Origin of the sequence: Saccharopolyspora sp. CA-218241 (genome assembly GCF_050954615.1) — a bacterium.
Lineage (GTDB): Bacteria > Actinomycetota > Actinomycetes > Mycobacteriales > Pseudonocardiaceae > Saccharopolyspora > Saccharopolyspora cebuensis.
The window spans coordinates 5,476,297-5,492,934 of sequence record NZ_CP191860.1; the positions used below are offsets into that span (position 1 = coordinate 5,476,297).

15 protein-coding genes are annotated in these 16,638 nt (G+C 73.3%); 3 read left to right on the forward strand and 12 right to left on the reverse strand.

All coding sequences use genetic code 11. The features are described 5' to 3' along the window. Positions 1 to 2: 2 nt before the first annotated feature. From ACQP0T_RS25845 to ACQP0T_RS25870, 6 genes are all read right to left on the reverse strand, one after another. Positions 3 to 692 (reverse strand): NuoB/complex I 20 kDa subunit family protein, encoded by a 690-nt coding sequence (locus tag ACQP0T_RS25845; protein WP_433870358.1) that lies wholly within the window; start codon positions 690 to 692, stop codon positions 3 to 5. A 107-nt stretch (positions 693 to 799) separates the two neighbouring features. Continuing rightward, on the reverse strand, positions 800 to 1,165 hold the full coding sequence (locus tag ACQP0T_RS25850; RefSeq protein WP_345357360.1) for an NADH-quinone oxidoreductase subunit A: 366 nt from the start codon (positions 1,163 to 1,165) through the stop codon (positions 800 to 802). A gap of 161 nt (positions 1,166 to 1,326) precedes the next feature. Then, positions 1,327 to 2,625, reverse strand: coding sequence for a geranylgeranyl reductase family protein (locus ACQP0T_RS25855; RefSeq protein WP_433870359.1), 1,299 nt, complete (start codon positions 2,623 to 2,625; stop codon positions 1,327 to 1,329). A gap of 637 nt (positions 2,626 to 3,262) precedes the next feature. Then, complete coding sequence (locus tag ACQP0T_RS25860; RefSeq protein ID WP_433870360.1) at positions 3,263 to 3,565, reverse strand: AtuA-related protein; 303 nt, start codon at positions 3,563 to 3,565, stop codon at positions 3,263 to 3,265. After that, a complete protein-coding gene (locus ACQP0T_RS25865; protein ID WP_433870361.1) occupies positions 3,552 to 4,838 on the reverse strand; it encodes an acyclic terpene utilization AtuA family protein in 1,287 nt (428 codons plus the stop codon). Before ACQP0T_RS25865 ends, ACQP0T_RS25860 begins: the two co-directional genes overlap by 14 nt. After that, positions 4,838 to 6,136 carry a CitMHS family transporter gene (locus ACQP0T_RS25870; RefSeq protein WP_433870362.1) on the reverse strand — a complete coding sequence of 433 codons (1,299 nt, stop codon included), beginning with the start codon at positions 6,134 to 6,136 and terminating at the stop codon, positions 4,838 to 4,840. The genes ACQP0T_RS25865 and ACQP0T_RS25870 overlap by 1 nt, the downstream gene beginning before the upstream one ends. A gap of 56 nt (positions 6,137 to 6,192) precedes the next feature. On the opposite strand from ACQP0T_RS25870, the gene ACQP0T_RS25875 reads away from it, so the two are divergent. Next, positions 6,193 to 7,122 carry a LysR family transcriptional regulator gene (locus ACQP0T_RS25875; RefSeq protein WP_433870363.1) on the forward strand — a complete coding sequence of 310 codons (930 nt, stop codon included), beginning with the start codon at positions 6,193 to 6,195 and terminating at the stop codon, positions 7,120 to 7,122. 271 nt (positions 7,123 to 7,393) lie between these two features. Here ACQP0T_RS25875 and ACQP0T_RS25880 read toward each other — a convergent pair whose 3' ends face one another. Together ACQP0T_RS25880 and ACQP0T_RS25885 are read right to left on the reverse strand one after the other, a co-directional pair. Then, positions 7,394 to 8,083, reverse strand: a complete 690-nt coding sequence (locus ACQP0T_RS25880; protein ID WP_433870364.1) for a demethylmenaquinone methyltransferase — start codon at positions 8,081 to 8,083, stop codon at positions 7,394 to 7,396. A 26-nt stretch (positions 8,084 to 8,109) separates the two neighbouring features. Continuing rightward, entirely contained in the window at positions 8,110 to 9,228 is a 1,119-nt protein-coding gene (locus tag ACQP0T_RS25885) for a glycosyltransferase family 4 protein (RefSeq protein ID WP_433870365.1), read from the reverse strand. A 235-nt stretch (positions 9,229 to 9,463) separates the two neighbouring features. Between ACQP0T_RS25885 and ACQP0T_RS25890 the strand changes: the two genes are divergently transcribed. Then, a complete protein-coding gene (locus ACQP0T_RS25890; protein ID WP_433870366.1) occupies positions 9,464 to 10,297 on the forward strand; it encodes an inositol monophosphatase family protein in 834 nt (277 codons plus the stop codon). A 125-nt stretch (positions 10,298 to 10,422) separates the two neighbouring features. On the opposite strand, the gene ACQP0T_RS25895 is transcribed toward ACQP0T_RS25890, so the two are convergent. Next, positions 10,423 to 11,010, reverse strand: coding sequence for a hypothetical protein (locus ACQP0T_RS25895; RefSeq protein ID WP_433870367.1), 588 nt, complete (start codon positions 11,008 to 11,010; stop codon positions 10,423 to 10,425). 174 nt (positions 11,011 to 11,184) lie between these two features. Next, a complete protein-coding gene (locus tag ACQP0T_RS25900) occupies positions 11,185 to 11,607 on the reverse strand; it encodes a DUF3592 domain-containing protein (protein WP_433870368.1) in 423 nt (140 codons plus the stop codon). A gap of 154 nt (positions 11,608 to 11,761) precedes the next feature. Here ACQP0T_RS25900 and ACQP0T_RS25905 point away from each other — a divergent pair, with 154 nt between their 5' ends. Then, positions 11,762 to 13,009, forward strand: coding sequence for an isochorismate synthase (locus ACQP0T_RS25905; protein ID WP_433870369.1), 1,248 nt, complete (start codon positions 11,762 to 11,764; stop codon positions 13,007 to 13,009). A 62-nt stretch (positions 13,010 to 13,071) separates the two neighbouring features. Here the strand turns inward: ACQP0T_RS25905 and ACQP0T_RS25910 are convergent, their stop codons facing one another. Beyond that, the gene (locus ACQP0T_RS25910) at positions 13,072 to 14,571 is read right to left on the reverse strand and encodes a M1 family metallopeptidase (protein ID WP_433870370.1); all 1,500 of its coding nucleotides are present in this window, start codon (positions 14,569 to 14,571) and stop codon (positions 13,072 to 13,074) included. Between the two features lie 309 nt (positions 14,572 to 14,880). Beyond that, positions 14,881 to 16,551 (reverse strand): 2-succinyl-5-enolpyruvyl-6-hydroxy-3-cyclohexene-1-carboxylic-acid synthase, encoded by a 1,671-nt coding sequence (menD, locus tag ACQP0T_RS25915; protein ID WP_433870371.1) that lies wholly within the window; start codon positions 16,549 to 16,551, stop codon positions 14,881 to 14,883. Positions 16,552 to 16,638: the final 87 nt, after the last annotated feature.

Sequence of the window (16,638 nt, forward strand, 5' to 3'; positions counted from 1 at the left end):
ACTCACCTACCCGACCGAGTTTCCTGCGCCGAACCGAGTTCCGGGCGCCGCGGCGTGCTCTCCAGGGCGCCCAGCGACGAGGTGGAACCCATTTCCCTGCGCTGCGCGGCCTGCTGCCGTTCGGCCCGCTTGCGCTGCGCCCGGTTCTTCGGGGCGTAGCGCTCGGAGGACGGGATCATCGGCGTCCGCTCGCCGGCTTCCAGCTTCGCCGCGGCGCGGGTCGGGTTGATCGGCTCGTCCATGATCTTGGCGTGCAGCTTGAGGACGGCGTCGAGCAGCATCTCCGGCCGGGGCGGGCAGCCCGGCAGGTACATGTCCACCGGCACGACGTGGTCCACGCCCTGCACCACCGCGTAGTTGTTGAACATGCCGCCGGTGGAGGCGCAGACGCCCATCGCCAGCACCCACCGCGGCTCGGGCATCTGGTCGTAGATCTGCCGCAGCACCGGCGCCATCTTGTTGGTCACCCGGCCGGCCACGATCATCAGATCGGCCTGCCGGGGCGTGGCGGAGAACCGCTCCATGCCGAAGCGCGCGAAGTCGTACCGGGATCCGCCGACGGTCATCATCTCGATGGCGCAGCAGGCCAGCCCGAAGGTGGCCGGCCACATCGACGTCTTCCGGGTCCAGTTGACGAGCTTCTCCACGTTGGCCAACAGGATGCCGTTCGGCAGGCTTGCCTCAAGCCCCATCTCGGCACTCCTTCCCGCGTCGGTGCGGCTTCTGGGACGGATTCGGGTCTCGTCGGGCCTGCGGGCCCGGGGGTTCGCGGGGGATTCGCGCGCAGGGCGGGCACCGCCTAGTTCCAGTCGAAGCCACCGCGCCGCCAGATGTAGAGGTCGGCGATGCCGAAGGTGACGATGAACAGGACCACCGCGACGGCGCCGTACAGGCCGAGGGCGTCGGCCGACACCGCGTACGGGTAGAGGAAGACCATCTCGATGTCGAAGAGGATGAACATCATCGCGGTCAGGTAGTAGGCGACCGGCATCCGGCCGCCGCCGATCACCGGCTGCGGCGACGGCTCGATGCCGCACTCGTAGGCGTCGAGCTTGGCGCGGTTGTACCGGCGGGGGCCGACCAAAGGGGCGATGGTCACCGAGAACAACGCGAAGGCGAAGGCCAACGCGAACATCAGCACCAACGGGATGTACGGGTCGAGCACTCTCGCTGCCCTCCTTCAGCGGCCCCCACCGAGACGGGGAACACGTCTGCGGTCTCGGGGCGCACTCTATGCGGTCAACCGTGACGGCTCGGTAGTGAGGCGAACCTAACTTTATGAGTTGCCACACACGACTACGGCGTCATCTGACCATTTCGCCGCCTTCAGGCGCTAGGGGTGAGCCGAGTAGTGGTGCTGATCACACGGTCCATGGTGTCCCCGTCCTTGGCGTCGTAGAGATTCGCCAGCAGCTTCAACACGAAACGCATCAGCGTGCGGCGCGGCAGACCGTGCTTGGTGGCGGTCCGCATGACCACCGGATTGCCAATCAACTTGCTGAACAAGTTGCCCATCCGGAAGTAGCCGCCCATCGCCTCGGACACCGCGCGGGGGTAGCGGGCCAGCGCCTGCTCCCGCGACGGGCCGTCCGGGCGGGCCAGCGCGTGCACCACGCACTCGGCCGCCAGCCGCGCCGACTCCATCGCGTAGGCGATGCCCTCGCCGTTGAACGGGTTGACCATCCCGCCCGCGTCGCCGACCAGCAGCAGGCCGTCGCGGTAGTGCGGCACCCGGTTGAAGCCCATCGGCAGCGCGGCGCCGCCGATCTTGCCGACGGCGTTCTCCTCCCGGTAGCCCCACTCCTCCGGCGTGCCGTCGAGCCAGGAACGCAGCAGCGCCCGGTAGTCGGTCTTGCCGTAGGCCTTCGAGGTGGACAGGATGCCCAGCCCCGCGTTGACCGTCCCGTCGCCCATCCCGAACAGCCAGCCGTAACCGGGCAGCAGCTTCGGGTCCGCCGGGTTGGAGCGGTCCCACAGCTCCAGGTGCGACTCCAGGTAGTCGTCCTTGGTGCGCGGGCTGGTGTAGTAGCGGCGGACCGCCACGCCCATCGGCCGGTCCTCGCGCTTCTCGATGCCCATCGACAGCGCCAGCCGGGCCGACACCCCGTCGCAGCCGAGCACCAGCGGCGCCCGGTAGCGGACCGGGGTGCGGTCCGGCCCGGACTTGGCCTCGACGCCGGTGATCCGCCCGGTGCGCTCGTCGGTGATCGCGCCGGTGACGGTGGTGCGCTCGTGCATCCGGGCGCCCGCCGACTTCGCCGCGCCGGCGAGCAGGTCGTCGAAGTCGTTGCGCGGGCGGACCAGGCCGTAGGGCGGGAAGTCCGCGAGCGACGGCCAGTCGAGTTCGAGGGTCACCCCGCCGCCGACCACGCGCAGCCCCCGGTTCTGCAGCCACCCGGCCTCCTCGCGGGTGTCGATCCCCAGATCGATCAGCTGCTTGACGCCGCGCGGGGTGATGCCGTCACCGCACACCTTCTCGCGCGGGAACTCGCTCTTCTCCAGTAGCAGGACGTCCAGGCCCGCGCGGGCCAGGTACGTCGCAGCCGTCGACCCGGCCGGACCGGCTCCGACGACGATCACGTCGGCGTCGTCGTCCGGTCGGCGGCGGCTGGTGGCGCTGGTCATGACACTCCTCGGTTCGGTGCATTGCCGAGCCGGGCCGTCGTGCCGACCCGGCCTTGCGAACCCGCTTGTGAACGAGTTCACTAAATCCTGAGTCTAAGCGCCGCACGACACGCGATCGAGTCCGCGAAATGCGCCACCCGGGTGACTGTTGTCGCAGGTAGGAGCAGCCTGTTGGGCACTTCGGGTGACGCCCCGCCAACCCTGCGCGGCCACCCCGGAAACCGGACGGAACACCCGCAGCCCCGGACGCACGCGCGAAACGGAACCGCCGTCAGGCAAGCGGCGTCAGCCGCTTCCGCCCCACGCACGCGCCACCAGCGACCACCATCAGACAAGCGGCGCGAGCCGCTTCCGCCCCACGCACACGCGGAACGGAACCACCGCCAGGCAAGCGGCGAAGCCGCTTCCGCCTTGCCCCACCTGATCAACCGGCACCGCCGCGGGTTCTCAGCGGCTTTCTCGCGAGGAAGCCGCGACGCTGTGTACGCGCTTGTACATGAGGAGCGGCTCCCGGAGCGAGAAGGCCGCTGAGGTTCCGCCACCGGCACCCCTACGCAACCGGACCACAACACCTTCCCGACGAGAAGGCCGCTGAGGTTCCGCCACTTGCACCGCGCGCCAAATGGACCACAACACCTCAATCAAGAGGAAGTGAGAGTAGGCGGGTGCCCAGGGTCTTGCCGTGCGTGTCCAGCGCGAGCGAGGTCGTCACGCCACCGTGCAGGGCCGCGCGGCAGACGAACTGGAGGCCGCGCAGCCCGGGGAGCTCGAAGCGCAGCACCTCGCCCCGGACGTCGGCGGCGAGGTGTTCCCGGACCCGCCGCGCGGTGACCTCGCGGACCAGCAGCGGGTAGTCCTCGTCGCGCAGCGGGAACAGCGACAGCGTCGAGGTGTCGCCCTTGTCCCCGGCGCGGCAGTGCGCGATCTCATGGAGCAGCACGGTCCACCTCCAGCACCGCGACGGCGGGTTCGACCTCGGACCGGGGCAGCATCGCGGAGACGACGCCGACGACCTCCCGGACGTCGGTGCGCACCCCGCCGCCCCCGGCGGGCCCGTTGGTGTAGAGCGCCTCGACCTCGTGGCAGACCACCTCGGCGGCGTCCGGGTCCGGGGCCATCGCCGCGACCCGCAGCCGCGCCTCGTCCGGCCCGCCGAGCACGTCGGCGCGCAGCCGCGCCCCCGCCCCGCCGAGGCGGGCCAGCACCACGTCGGCGGCCAGCCGCGCCCGCTGCGCCGCACCGGGTCCGGCGTAGCTGATCCCCGCCTCGGCCCGGTGCCCGGCGCGGTAGCCGACGCTGACCTTGAGCTCGTCGGGACGCGGCCCGCCGACGGCCCCGCCGATGCGCACCCGGTCGGCGCCGGTCTGCTCGGCCCGCACCTGCCGGAGGTCCAGCACCACGTCCGGCGTGCGGTAGCCGGTCGGATCGGTGACCTCGTAGAGGAGCTGCTCCCGGACGGTCGCGGTGGTGACCGCGCCGCCGGTGCCCTCGGGCTTGCCGATGGTGGCGGTGCCGTCGGCGGCGACGTCGGCGAACGGGAAGCCGAGGTCGGCCAGCCCCGGCACGTCCTTGCGCCCCGGGTCGGCGAAGTATCCGCCGGTGACCTGACCGGCGCACTCCAGCAGGTGCCCGACCAGGGTGCCCGCCGCCAGCCGCGGCCAGTCGTCCAGCGCCCAGCCCAGCCGGTGCGCCAGCGGGGCGACGAACAGCGCCGGGTCGGCGACCCGCCCGGTGAGCACCACGTCGGCGCCGGTGTCCAGCGCGGGCAGCAGCTCCTCGGCGCCGAGGTAGGCGTTGGCCGACACCAGCTCGCCGTGGTCGGCCAACGGCACGCCGTCCTCCAGGGCGGGCGCGCGCGGGTCGATCCGGTCCAGCACGTCGTCGCCGGTCAGCACCGCGACCCGGCCGCCGAGCCCGAGTTCGCCGAGCAGGTCGCGGGTGGCCGCGCCGGCGGCGAGCGGGTTCGCCGCGCCCATGTTCGTCACCACCCGGACGCCGCGGGCCAGCGCGACCGGCAGCAGCGGGGTGAACCGGGCGCGCAGCCGCGGGTCGTACCCGGCCGCCGGATCGCGCAGCCTGCGCTGCTGGCCGAGCGCGATGGTCCGCTCGGCGAGGCATTCCAGGACGAGGTCGTCGAGCCCGGCCCGCTCGGCGAGCCGCACCGCCGGTTCGATCCGGTCCCCGGCGAACCCGGCTCCGCACCCGATGCGCATCACAGCACTCCCGTCAGCAGGGCGACGGCGGTCATCACCAGGGTGGTGCCGAACGCCCACCCGAAGATGAACCGCTGGTGCTCGCCGAGGTCCACGCCGCTCATCCCGACCAGGATGAACGTCGAGGCGGTCAGCGGGCTCAGCGGGAAACCCGTGGTCATCTGGCCGAGGATCGCGGCCCTGCCGATCGCAGCCGGGTCGCCGCCGAGCGCGGCGGTGGTCTCGGCCAGCACCGGCACGATGCCGAAGTAGTAGGCGTCCGGGGTGAACACCAGGCTCATCGGCATGCTGGTGATCGCCGTGGCCACCGGCAGCAGCCCGGCCGCCGAGGCGGGGATCAGCGCCACCAGCGACTCCGCCATCGCCTGGATCATCCCGGTGCCGGTGAGGATGCCGGTGAACACGCCGGCGGCGAAGATCATGGTGATCACCAGCACCACGTTGTGCCCGTGCTCGGTGAGCAGCTCCTGCTGGGCCCGCCAGCTCGGCCGGTTGATCAGCAGCGCCACCAGGAAGCCCAGCACGAACAGCACTTCCAGCTCGGCGAGCTGGGCCAGCAGCGCGGCCACCAGCAGCAGGGTCAGCAGCAGGTTCAGCCAGAACCGCACCCGGGCCGCACCGGTGAGCCGGGGCCGCTCGGCGACCTCCAGGGTGATCACGCCCAACCGCCTGCGCTCGGCGCGACCGATCAGGTACGCCGCGACCAGCACCCAGGCGACCCCGGCGGCCATCGCGGGCAGCAGCGGCAGGAACAGCTCGGCGCTGCCGAGGTCCAGCGCGGCCATCGCGCGAGCCGTCGGACCGCCCCACGGCACCATGTTCATCACCCCGGCCGCCAGGCAGATCACCCCGGCGAGCACGATTCGGCGCATCCCGAGCCGCCGGTAGATCGGCAGCAGCGCCGAGACGGTGATGAGGAAGGTGGACGCGCCGTCACCGTCCAGCGCGACCAGCAGGGTGAGCACCGCCGTGCCCACGGTGATCTTCAGCGGGTCGCCCCCGGCCCAGCGCAGGATGCGCGCCACCGCCGGGTCGAACAGCCCGGCGTCGATCATCGTGCTGAAGTACAGCACCGCGAACGTGATCATGATCGCGACCGGCGCCACCGTGCTCAGGCCCTCGGCGATCAGCTCCCCGAGCCGGTCGCCGTAACCGGCGACCAGCGCCGCCGCGATCGGCACCAGGGTCAGCGCGAGCAGCACCGAGACCCGGCGCGACAGCACCAGCGCGAGGAACAGGCCTACGGTCGCGAATCCCGTCACGGCCAGCATCGGCACCTCCTCGTGGTCGGAGGTCACCGTGATCCACGTCGCTCATGCGGGTCAAGCAAGAATTGCTGATACATTAATGCGTCGTGCGCATGGATCTGACGTTGCAGCAGCTCAGGCTGGTGCTCGCGGTGCACGACAGCGGCAGCTTCACCACCGCCGCGCAGCGGCTGCACCTGGCCCAGTCCTCGCTGAGCCGCACCGTCCGGGAGGTGGAGCGCAAGCTCGGCGTCGCGCTGTTCGAGCGCACCACCCGGCACGTCGTGGTGACCGCCGCGGGCGCCGAGTTCTGCCACATCGCGCGGCGGATGGTCGACGCCGTGGACGCCGGGATCAACCACTTCGAGGGCTTCCTGTCCGGCACCCGCGGACAGGTCCGGGTGGCGGCGCTGCCCTCGCTGGCGGCGATCCTGCTGCCACCGGTGATCTCCGACCACCGCGCCGCCCGGCCCGGCGTGGAACTGTCCATCGAGGACGGGCTGTCCGACGAGGTGCTGCGCCGGGTGCGCTCCGGGGAGGTCGACCTCGCCGTCACGGTCGCCGCCGAACCGCTGCCCGACCTGCTGGTGCAGCCGATCGCCGCCGACCGGTTCTGCTGCGTCCACCCGGCGGACCACCGCTTCGCCGACCGGGACCGGCTGGCGTGGGCGGACCTGGCCGACGAGCCGCACGTCGCCTTCGAACCGGCCACCAGCATCCGGCAGCACGCCGACCGCGCGTTCGCGGCGGCCCGGACCGCACCCGAGGTGGCGATGGAGGCGCGCAACATCTCCACCGTGGCGGGGCTCGTCGGGGCCGGGCTCGGCGTCGCCGTGGTGCCCGGCCTGGTGCTGCCGCTGGTCGGCTTCGCCGGGCTCGCCCACCGCGCGCTGGACTCCCCGGTGGTCACCCGCCGGATCTGCGTGGTCCGCGACCCGCACCGTCCGGTCAGCGCCGCGACCCGGGCCTTCCTCGACACCATCGAGCACACCAGGCGAACAGCGGTCAACCTAGCCCCGGAAACCCGCTGGACCTGACGGACCCACGACGAAAAGCCGGGCCACCACAACCAAACGGCGAAGCCGGGGCGCCGCACCGCCCGAACACGTCCCGACCACCGTCAGGCAAGCGGCGAAGCCGCTTCCGCCTTGCCCCACCCTCGCAACCGGCACCGCCGCGGGTTCTCAGCGGCCTTCTCGCGAGGACGCCCTGACGCCGTGTACGCGCTTGTACATCAGGAAGGGCGCCCGGAGCGAGAAGGCCGCTGAGGTTCCGCCACCCGCACCGCCACGCAAAACGACCACGAACTCAGCCAGGCTTCACGGCCCGGTGCAGGGCTACTATGCCTCCGGTCAGATCCCGCCAGGCCACCTTCGTCCAGCCGACCTCGCCGATCAGCTCGGCTAGACCTCGCTGGTCGGGCCACTCGCGGATGGATTCGGCCAGGTAGACGTAGGCGTCCGGGTTCGACGACACGGCGCGGGCGATCGACGGCAGCGCCCGCATCAGGTAGTTCAGGTATACCGCGCGGAACGGCGCCCAGGTGGGCGTGGAGAACTCGCACACCACCAGCCGACCGCCCGGCCGCACCACGCGCAGCAGTTCGCGCAGGCCGGCGCGGGTGTCCACCAGGTTGCGCAGCCCGAAGGAGATCGTCGCGGCGTCGAAGGCGGCGTCGGCGAACGGGAGCCGCAGCGCGTCGGCGGCCACCATCGGCACGCCCCGGTCGCGCCCGACCGACAGCATCCCGAGCGAGAAGTCGGCGGCCACGCAGTACGCGCCGGACCGGGCGAACTCGACGGTCGAGACACCGCTGCCCGCGGCCAGGTCCAGCACCTTCTCGCCCGGCGCCGGGGCCAGCGCCCGCCGGGTCTGCTCCCGCCAGCCCCGGTCCTGCCCGAAGGACAGCACCGTGTTGGTCAGGTCGTACCTGCGCGCCACGGCGTCGAACATGGTCGCGACAGCACGTGGGTCCTTGTCCAATCCCGCCCGAGACACCCCCGCAGCGTACGTGCCGCGCGGGATCAGGCGGCCAACGGCCACGACGGGTCGGCGACCGCCGCGTAGTGGCCGACCAGCTCGTCGCAGATCGCCGGCCAGGTGCGGTGCGCCACCGCCGCGCGCCCGGCCGCGCCGAGCCGGGAGCGCAGGTCCGGGTCCCGCAACGCCGCCACCGAGGCGCGCAGCTCCCGGCCGAACGCCGCGTCGTCGTGCGGCGGGAGCAGGTAGCCGGTGCGCCCGTGCCGCACCAGGTCGCGCGGGCCCCCGGCGTCCGGGGCCAGCACCGGCACGCCCGCCGCCATCGCCTCCTGCACCGCCTGGCAGAACGTCTCGTGCGGCCCCGGGTGGACGAACACGTCGAAGCTCGCGCAGATCCGGGCCAGCTCGTCGCCGGTGCGCTGGCCGAGGAACTCCCCGTCCAGCCCGGCCAACCGGGCGCGCTCCGGACCGTCGCCGACCACCACCACCTTCACCCCCGGCATCCCGGCCAGCGCGGACAACCGGTCGATCCGCTTCTCCGGGGCCAGCCGACCGACGTAGCCCACGAGCAGTTCACCGCCCGGCGCCAGCTCGGCCCGCACCGCCTCGTCGCGGTGCCCCGGCGCGAAGCGCGCGGTGTCCACCCCGCGGCCCCACCGGTGCACCCGGGGCACGCCGCGGCGGCGCAGCTCCTCCACCGCCCAGCTCGACGGCGCCAGCGTCCGGTCGGCGGCGCGGTGCACCCGGCGCAGCCACCGCCACGCGGCCCGCGAGGTCAGGCCCAGCCCGTAGGAGGCGGCGAACCCGGCGACGTCGGTCTGGTACACCGCCACCACCGGGGCCCCGATCCGGTGCGCCGCCGCCAGCCCCCGCGCACCCACCAGGAACGGCGAGGCCAGGTGGACGACGTCCGGGTCGAAGTCGGCCAGCGCCCGCTGCACCCGCCCGGTCGGCAGGCCCACCGGCAGCGACGACACCACGGGCAGGTCCAGCGCGGGCAGCCGGACCACCGGGAACCCCTCGGACCGCTCCGGGCCGTCCCCCGGCGCGACCACCAGCGCCTCGTCCCCGCGCTCGCGCAGGTGCGCCAGCACCCGCAGCACCGAATTCGTCACGCCGTTGACCTGAGGCAGGAAGCTCTCCGTCACGATCGCGATGCGCACCCGGGCAGCGTCCCGAGCCAGCCCGGCGCGCAGCGGACGGCCGCGTGAACGCCCACCGAAGAAGTCCTTTCCGGTGCGCGCGTGATCAGCGGTTCCGCGCCGGGGGCCCGGCATGGAAACACACGACGCGTCCCGGAACAAGACCCGAACCGGCGCGTGATCGTGACCTCGATCTCCGCCGTCGTCCACCTCGTCGTAGCGCTGCCGTCACCGACCGCGCCCATGCTGGGGCGGTATGACGGCCCTGCCTTCCGAACCCGCGCGGCAGATCGACGCCGCACTGGTGTCCCGCGCCTTCGAGGTGGCCGGGCGGCTCGCCAACGACGCCGCCGACGTGATCACCGCGACCGCCGGCCGGGGAGCTCGCCCGGCACCGACCGAATCGCCGTTCGACTGGGTGACCGACACGGGGCGCACCCTCGAACGGCACACCCGCCGCGTGCTCTCCGAGGAATTTCCCGGCACCCCCGTCTTCGGCGAGGAGTTCGACGACCTGCCCACCGACGCCCGGAGCCACGGGTTCCGCTGGTCGGTGGACCCCGTCGACGGCACCGCCAACTACGTCGCGGGGTTGCCCTGGTGCGCCTACAGCCTCGCCATGATCGACGACCACGGGCCCGTCGTGGGCGTGGTCGCCGACCCGTACCGGGCGCAGATCTACGCCGCCGCGCGGGGGCGCGGGATGCGCGCCAACGGCGTCCCGGTCCAGCTCTCGGCGCAGCGCGAGACCCGCGCCGGGATCGTCTGCACCGAGCTGACCAAGGACGGCCCCTGGGCGGGCATGGGCCGGTTCATCAGCGGCGCCGCGCGGGCCCAGGTCGGCGTGCGGCTGCTCGGCTCCCCGTCGCTGGCCATCGCCCAGGTCGCCCTCGGGCACGCGATGGCCGCCGTGCTCGACTCCTACCAGGAGTGGGATGTGGCGGGCGCCCTCGCGCTGGCCATCGAAGCCGGGGCCGAGGTCGTCGACCGCCAGGGCCGCACCGCGTCGCTGCCCGAGGACGGCGTCCTCGTCGCGGCCCCCGGCGTCACCACCGAAGTCCTCGACTGGTGGCACACCGCCCAACCCTGACGCCCCCGCTCGCGCGGCCCGTTCCCGCGGGCGGCGTGCTGCGCGGAAAGTTCCGCTGCTATCGCCTGCGCAGGCGGGCGTCCGGGCGGGTCGCGCGGGGTCACCGTCCCGGTGGTCGCGGTGGGTCAGGCCAGCGGGACGAGGGCCTTCGGCGCAGCGGGGCTCGGGGCCGGGCTGACGAGGGACGACATCGGACGCAGCAGCGGGAACTGCTCGCGCAGCACGAGCACGCGCTCGTGCAAGCGATCGAGGTCGCGATCGGCGACGAGGTCGACGACCGCGTCGAGCACCTCGCCGGTGATCGCCCCGAACCGCTCGACGGCGTCGTCGAGCTGCCGCACCACGCGGTCGAGGACGGCGGTGTCCCCGGCCCGTCCGCCGCGGTCCAGCCCCCTGCCGAGCTCGGCGAGGGCGCGGGCGCTGGGCAGTTCGGCGTCCATCCGGCGCACCACCGCCTGCAACGCGTGCCGCGCCGAGGCCGAGGAGATCGCCTCGACCGCGCACCGCGCGCGGTGGACGGCCTGCTCGCAGCGCTGGACCTGGACGGACCACGGGTCGGGCAGCGCGGGAGCGGCCGGGTCGCCGAACGCCGGGCCGGGATCGTCGGGCACCGGAGCCGGAGCCGATCGGGTCCGCAGCACCACCGCCACCATCCCGGCGCACACGACGCCCGCGGACAGCGCGGTGAGCACCTGCATCCAGAGTGCGCCCATGTCCGCCGTGCCCTCCCCTCGGCCGTTCCCGGCCGCCGCCGGTCCGACGTGACCGGCACGAGGGCGGTACCCCGGGATCTCCGATCGAGTCTGCGCCGGTCCCGCCCCGGCACGCGTGCGGGAAAGTACTCAACTTCGGCGGCCGGACCGGGCGTTTCGCCCGAACCGCACGAGCTAGCGGCGCGGCCTGCGGAGCAGCCAGTACACCGGCAGCAGCACGGCCCAGCTCACGGCGAGCGCGCTCAACACCGGCAGCAGCGAGAGGACGGCGGTGCGCCCGGTGACCCGCACCAGGTCGGGGTTGCGGGTGTCGTACTCGACGCGGACGAGCTGTCCGTCCTGCAGGTCCATCGGGTACAGCACGCCGTTCGGCGGGATGTAGACGCGCCCCTCTTCGGTGTTGAAGCGCACCACGGTCCTGGTCAGCGAGGTGTCGAGGACCTCGGCCACGGCGTGCCCGCGGGACTCGGTGATGGTCCGGTCGTTGATGAAGCAAGCGCCGATCAGCGAGAACGCCATGATCGTGAGCAGCGCGCCGAGCACGAGCACGCCGCGCGCCCCGTACCGGCGCGCGCGGTCGGCGGGCGGCCGGCTCACGGGCGCACCGCCGGTGCGGGCTCCGGACGCCGAGCCGTCCGCGTGCTGCCTCGCCGCATCGCTCGCCACATCATCGACCAAGTGTAGGCAGCGCCGCGTCAGCGCCCGCTCGGGCTTCGGTGCGGTCCGCGCCAGTCGGCCTACCCTCTTCGGTGTGGCGACTCCCTCCCGGCTGCTGACCGCGCGCACTCGCAGGCTCGATCCCGGTGACCCGCGGCACGCCGCCCGCCTGGTGGAGCTGCTGCCCGGAGGATCGGCGCTGAGCTGGGTGCGCGACGGCGACGGCCTGGTCGGGTGGGGCGAAGCGGCGCGGTTCGACGCCGCGGGGCCGAACCGGTTCGCCGAGGCCGACGAGTGGTGGCAGCGGCTCGTCCAGCGGTTCGAGGTCGACGACGAGGTCGGGTTGCCCGGCTGCGGTCCGGTCGCCTTCGGCAGCCTGGCCTTCGCCGACCACCCCGGGGATTCGGCGCTGGTGGTGCCCGAAGTGCTGATCGGCCAGCGCGACGGGGTGCGCTGGATCACCACCATCGGTGGAGCGATCGCCGACCCGGTGCTGCCCGCCGCGCCGCGTTCACCCGGCGCGGTCGCCTTCCGGGACGGCAGCGCACCCGCCGCACACTACCGCGAGGCCGTCGCCGAAGCCGTGGACCGGATGCGGGGCGGTGCCGAGGTCGCCAAGGTGGTGCTGGCGCACGACCTGATCGCCGAGACCGCGCAGCCGCTCGACCAGCGCTACCTCTTGCGCGATCTCGCCGCCCGCTACCCGAGCTGCTGGACGTTCGCGGTCGACGGCCTGGTCGGCGCCACCCCCGAACTGCTCCTGGAACGCACCGGGAGTGAGATCCGCTCGCAGGTCCTGGCGGGAACCGCGTGGCCGCGCCCGGGCCGCACCACCGAGGAGCTCGCCGCCGAGCTCCGGTCCTCGGCGAAGGACCGGCACGAGCACAACTACGCCGCCGAGTCGCTGGCGCGGCGGCTGCGGCCGTTCTGCGCGGAGCTGGCGGTGCGCGGACCCGAGGTGCTGGCGCTGCGCAACGTCCTGCACCTGGCCACGGACCTCGCGGGGCGGCTCGACGAGCGCACCGGCGCCTCGCTGCTGCGGATGGTGGACGCGGTGCACCCGACGGCCGCGGTCGGCGGCACGCCGACGGATGCCGCGGTGCGCCTGATCGACGAGCTGGAGCGGATGGACCGCGACCGCTACGCCGGGCCGGTCGGCTGGCTGGACGGGCGCGGCAACGGCCAGTTCGGCGTGGCGCTGCGCTGCGCGCAGGTGCGGGACCGGGAGGTCCGGCTGTTCGCCGGGTGCGGCATCGTCGCCGATTCCGATCCGGACCTGGAGGTCGCCGAGGCGCAGGCCAAGCTGCGGCCGATCCGCGAGGCGCTCGCCCCCGAAGGATGAGCTGCGCACGGTGGTCGGGGGTCGCCGTGCGCAGCCGTTCCGGTGGTCGGTCGGGCCGCCGGTCAGTCGTGCCGGTGGACCAGCTCGTGGGTCGCGTCGAGCTGCGCCACCGCAGGAGGCGGTGTCGACAGCGTCCGGGCACCGGGGGTCACCCCGTTCTCCGGCCCGGCCGGAGGACGTCCCGGGGTGAACAACCAGGTGGTGAAGAACTCGTCGAGCTGCCGCCCGGAGCGCTCCTCGGCCAGCGCGATGAACTCGTCGATCCTCCCGGTGGAATGCCGCTTGTCCGCCACCCAGGTGCGGATCACGTCGAGCAGCGCCGCGTCGCCGATCACGGTGCGCAACGCGTGCAGCGTCATCGCACCGCGGTCGTAGACGGCTGCGTCGAAGACGTTCTCCGCACCCGGGTCACCGGGCGTGACCTGCCAGAACGGGTCGTCGGCCGGGTGCGAGGCGTAGTAGTGGTCGAAGAGCTGCTGCGCGGTGCCGGTGCCCTGGTGCTCCGACCAGAGCCACTCGGCGTAGGTGGCGAAGCCCTCGTTCAGCCAGATCTCGCTCCACTCGTCCACCGACACCGAGTCGCCGAACCACTGGTGCGCGATCTCGTGCACGACGACCGAGGTGTTCGCCCCGTCGCGGAAGAACAGGTGGCTGTAGGTGGGCCGGGTCTGGTTCTCCAGCGCGAAGTTCAGGCCCTCGGAGGCGACCAGCCCGCCCTGCGCCTCCACCGGGTACTCGCCGACGAGCTGGGTGAGGAACTCGACGACCTCCGGGGTCCGCTCGACGCTGGCCTTCGCCGGGCCCTCGAAGTGGCCCAGGTCGTCGGAGTAGGCGGTGAGCAACGGCTGGCCGAAGGCGCCCGTGCCGGAGTGCAGCTCGTACTGGCCGATGCCGACGAACGCGAGGTAGGTGGCCGTCGGCGTGGTCGTGCGCCACTTCCACGTGGTCCACCCGGCCATGCTGGAGGTGTCGGTGTTCACCCCGTTGGAGACGACCTCGGTGCCGTCCGGGACGGCGACCGCGATGTCGAAGGTGGCCTTGTCGGTCGGGTGGTCGTTGCCGGGGAACCACCACGACGAGATCGCCGGCTGGCCGACCGCCAGCGCACCGTCGGAAGTCCGGATCCACGGGTTCTCCCCGTCGACCTCCACCGACGACGGCACGCCCGCGTAGCGCACCACGAACGTGGCCAGCTCACCCTCGGCGAGCGGCTGCGACGGTGTCACGGCGAGTTCGAGACCGCGGTGGTCCACCGCGGCCGGACGCCCGTTGACCAGCACCGATTCCACCGGGAGCGCGAAGTCCAGGTGGAAGGAGGTCAGGTCCTGGGTCGGGGTGGCGACGACCGTCGTGGTCCCCCGCAGGTGGTCCTGCGCCGGGTCGTACCGGAGCTGGACGTCGTAGTGCGCGACGTCGTAGCCACCGTTCCCGTACCCCGGGAAGTAGTCGTCCCCCACGCCCGGGGCGCCCGGACCAGCCGCACCGGCGAAGGCCGGCGCGGCGAGGAAGGTCCCCGCGCAGCACGCGGCGACCGCCACCCGCAAGCCCTGCACTCGAAACACCCGCCACCTCCTCGACGAACGGATTCCGCCTGGAGCCTAGGGAAGCCGGCGGCGCGAGCGCGGCATTTCACGCGGCGGACTTTTCCCAGAATTGGGCGGGGAACGCGAACGACCGCCCAACGGGTGACATCACCGACCGGACCCCGCGTCCCGCACGGCACGGATGCAGCGCCGCACGCCGCCGGACGCGGGCGTCCGGCGGCGTGCGGCGCTCGGACCTGGGGCCACGTCCGCCCCACCCGCGCATCGCAGGTCGCACGTCGTGCTGGGGATGCGAGCGCCCGAAGTCGGCGGCGGGTGCGCGAACGATCAGCCGAGGACCGCGGAGCGGACGGCGTTGCGGAGCCGATCGTGCACGTCGCGCAGCCGATCGCGCTCGGCCCGGACCTCGACCACCCGCAGGCCCGGCTGGAACTGGAGCGCCTTGGCCAGCTCGGACCGCTCGCGGACCACTTGGTGCTCCACGCCGTGCGCCGCGCAGAGCGCACCGAGGTCGGTGCCGTGCGGGGTGCCGAAGATCCGCTCGAAGCTGTCCTCGTGCTCGGGGCTGCCCTGCTCCAGCAAGGAGAAGATGCCGCCGCCGTCGTCGTTGAGCACCACCAGGGTCAGGTCCGGTCGCGGTTCCTGCGGCCCGAGCACCAGCCCGTTGGCGTCGTGCAGGAAGGTCAGGTCGCCGAGCAGCGCGTACGCGGGGCGGTCGTGCCCCAGCGCCGCGCCGATCGCGGTCGACACGGTGCCGTCGATCCCGGCCACACCCCGATTGCGGTGCACCAGGACGTCGGGCCGCTGCCGCGCCGCGAGCGCGACGTCCCGCGTCGGGTTCGACGAGCCCAGCACGAGCAGCGCCCGCTCCGGCAGCGCGTCGACGACGTCGCGGGCCACCGCCGGACCACTCGGCCACCGTTCCAGGTCGAGGGCGTGGTGCAGCGCCGCGCAGGCCTTCTGGTCGGCCTGCTGCCAGCCGGTGAGCCAGTCCGCTGCCGCCCGTCCGGGCGCGGCGCCGAAGGTCTCGGCGACCTCGCGCACGTTGTGCGCGGGCGCGGGCCACTCCGCTCCGCCGTGGGCGAGCAACACCTCCACTCCTTCGTCGGCGAGCAAGCGCTGCACTTGCCGGAACACGGTCGGCCGTCCGACGCAGACCACCTGCTCGGGCCGGTGCGACCGCATGAACTCCGGCAGGTTCAGCAACCACATGCCGGTGCCGATCGCCGCGGCGCCGGACAGGCCGACGGCGCCGACCTCGGAGAGCACCGGCCACCCGTAGCGCTCGCCCCAGTCGCTGGCGCCTTCGGCTCCCCAGCCCGAGACCAGGACCAGCCCCCGGCGGGCGTCGACCTTCGACAGGGTGCTCGGCTCCCAGCCGTGCTCGGAGGCCTCCGTCCACCGGCCGCCATCGGGCCTTCCGACCAGCGGCTCCGACCACCGCTCGGTCCCGTCGGGCACCAACGGCTCCCGGAACGGGATGTTGAGCTGCACCGGACCGCCGCGCGAGCCGCCCACCGCCGCCTGCCACGCGCGGCACACCTGGCTGCGCCAGTAGGCGTTCTGCCCCGGCCGGTCCTCCGCCACGCCCAGCTCGTCGAACAGCCGCACCTCGGTGCCGAACATGCGGTACTGGTCGATCGTCTGGTTCGCACCCGCCGCCCGGAGCTCGGGAGGCCGGTCCGCGGTGAGCACGACCAGCGGCACACCGGAGTGGTACGCCTCGCTGACCGCCGGGTGCAGGTTGGTCGCCGCGGTACCCGAGGTGCAGACCACGGGCACCGGTCGACCGGTGCGGGCGGCGAGCCCGAGGGCGAGGAAGCCGGCGCTGCGCTCGTCGATCCGGACGTGCAGTTCGAGGCGCCGCGCGCGCACCGCGCGGTGCAGCGCGAAGGACAGCGGGGCGTTGCGGGAGCCCGGGGACAGCACCACGTGCCGAACACCGTTGCGGACGAGCTCATCGACGATGACCTCGGCCTGCGCCGTGGACGGATTCAACCGATCACCCCTGCACGTCTCCCGGCGGACCCCGGCCCGTCGCCTCCCCCATGGTGCGCTCCGACGTCTCGCCGCGGAGCACCGGGA

Bases quoted from the DNA above. Each gene is read 5' to 3' on its own strand.
- ACQP0T_RS25845 (WP_433870358.1), bottom strand. From the start codon at position 692: ATGGGGCTTGAGGCAAGCCTGCCGAACGGCATCCTGTTGGCCAACGTG.
- ACQP0T_RS25855 (WP_433870359.1), bottom strand. From the start codon at position 2,625: ATGACCAGCGCCACCAGCCGCCGCCGACCGGACGACGACGCCGACGTG.
- ACQP0T_RS25865 (WP_433870361.1), bottom strand. From the start codon at position 4,838: ATGCGCATCGGGTGCGGAGCCGGGTTCGCCGGGGACCGGATCGAACCG.
- ACQP0T_RS25890 (WP_433870366.1), top strand. From the start codon at position 9,464: ATGACGGCCCTGCCTTCCGAACCCGCGCGGCAGATCGACGCCGCACTG.
- ACQP0T_RS25895 (WP_433870367.1), bottom strand. From the start codon at position 11,010: ATGGGCGCACTCTGGATGCAGGTGCTCACCGCGCTGTCCGCGGGCGTC.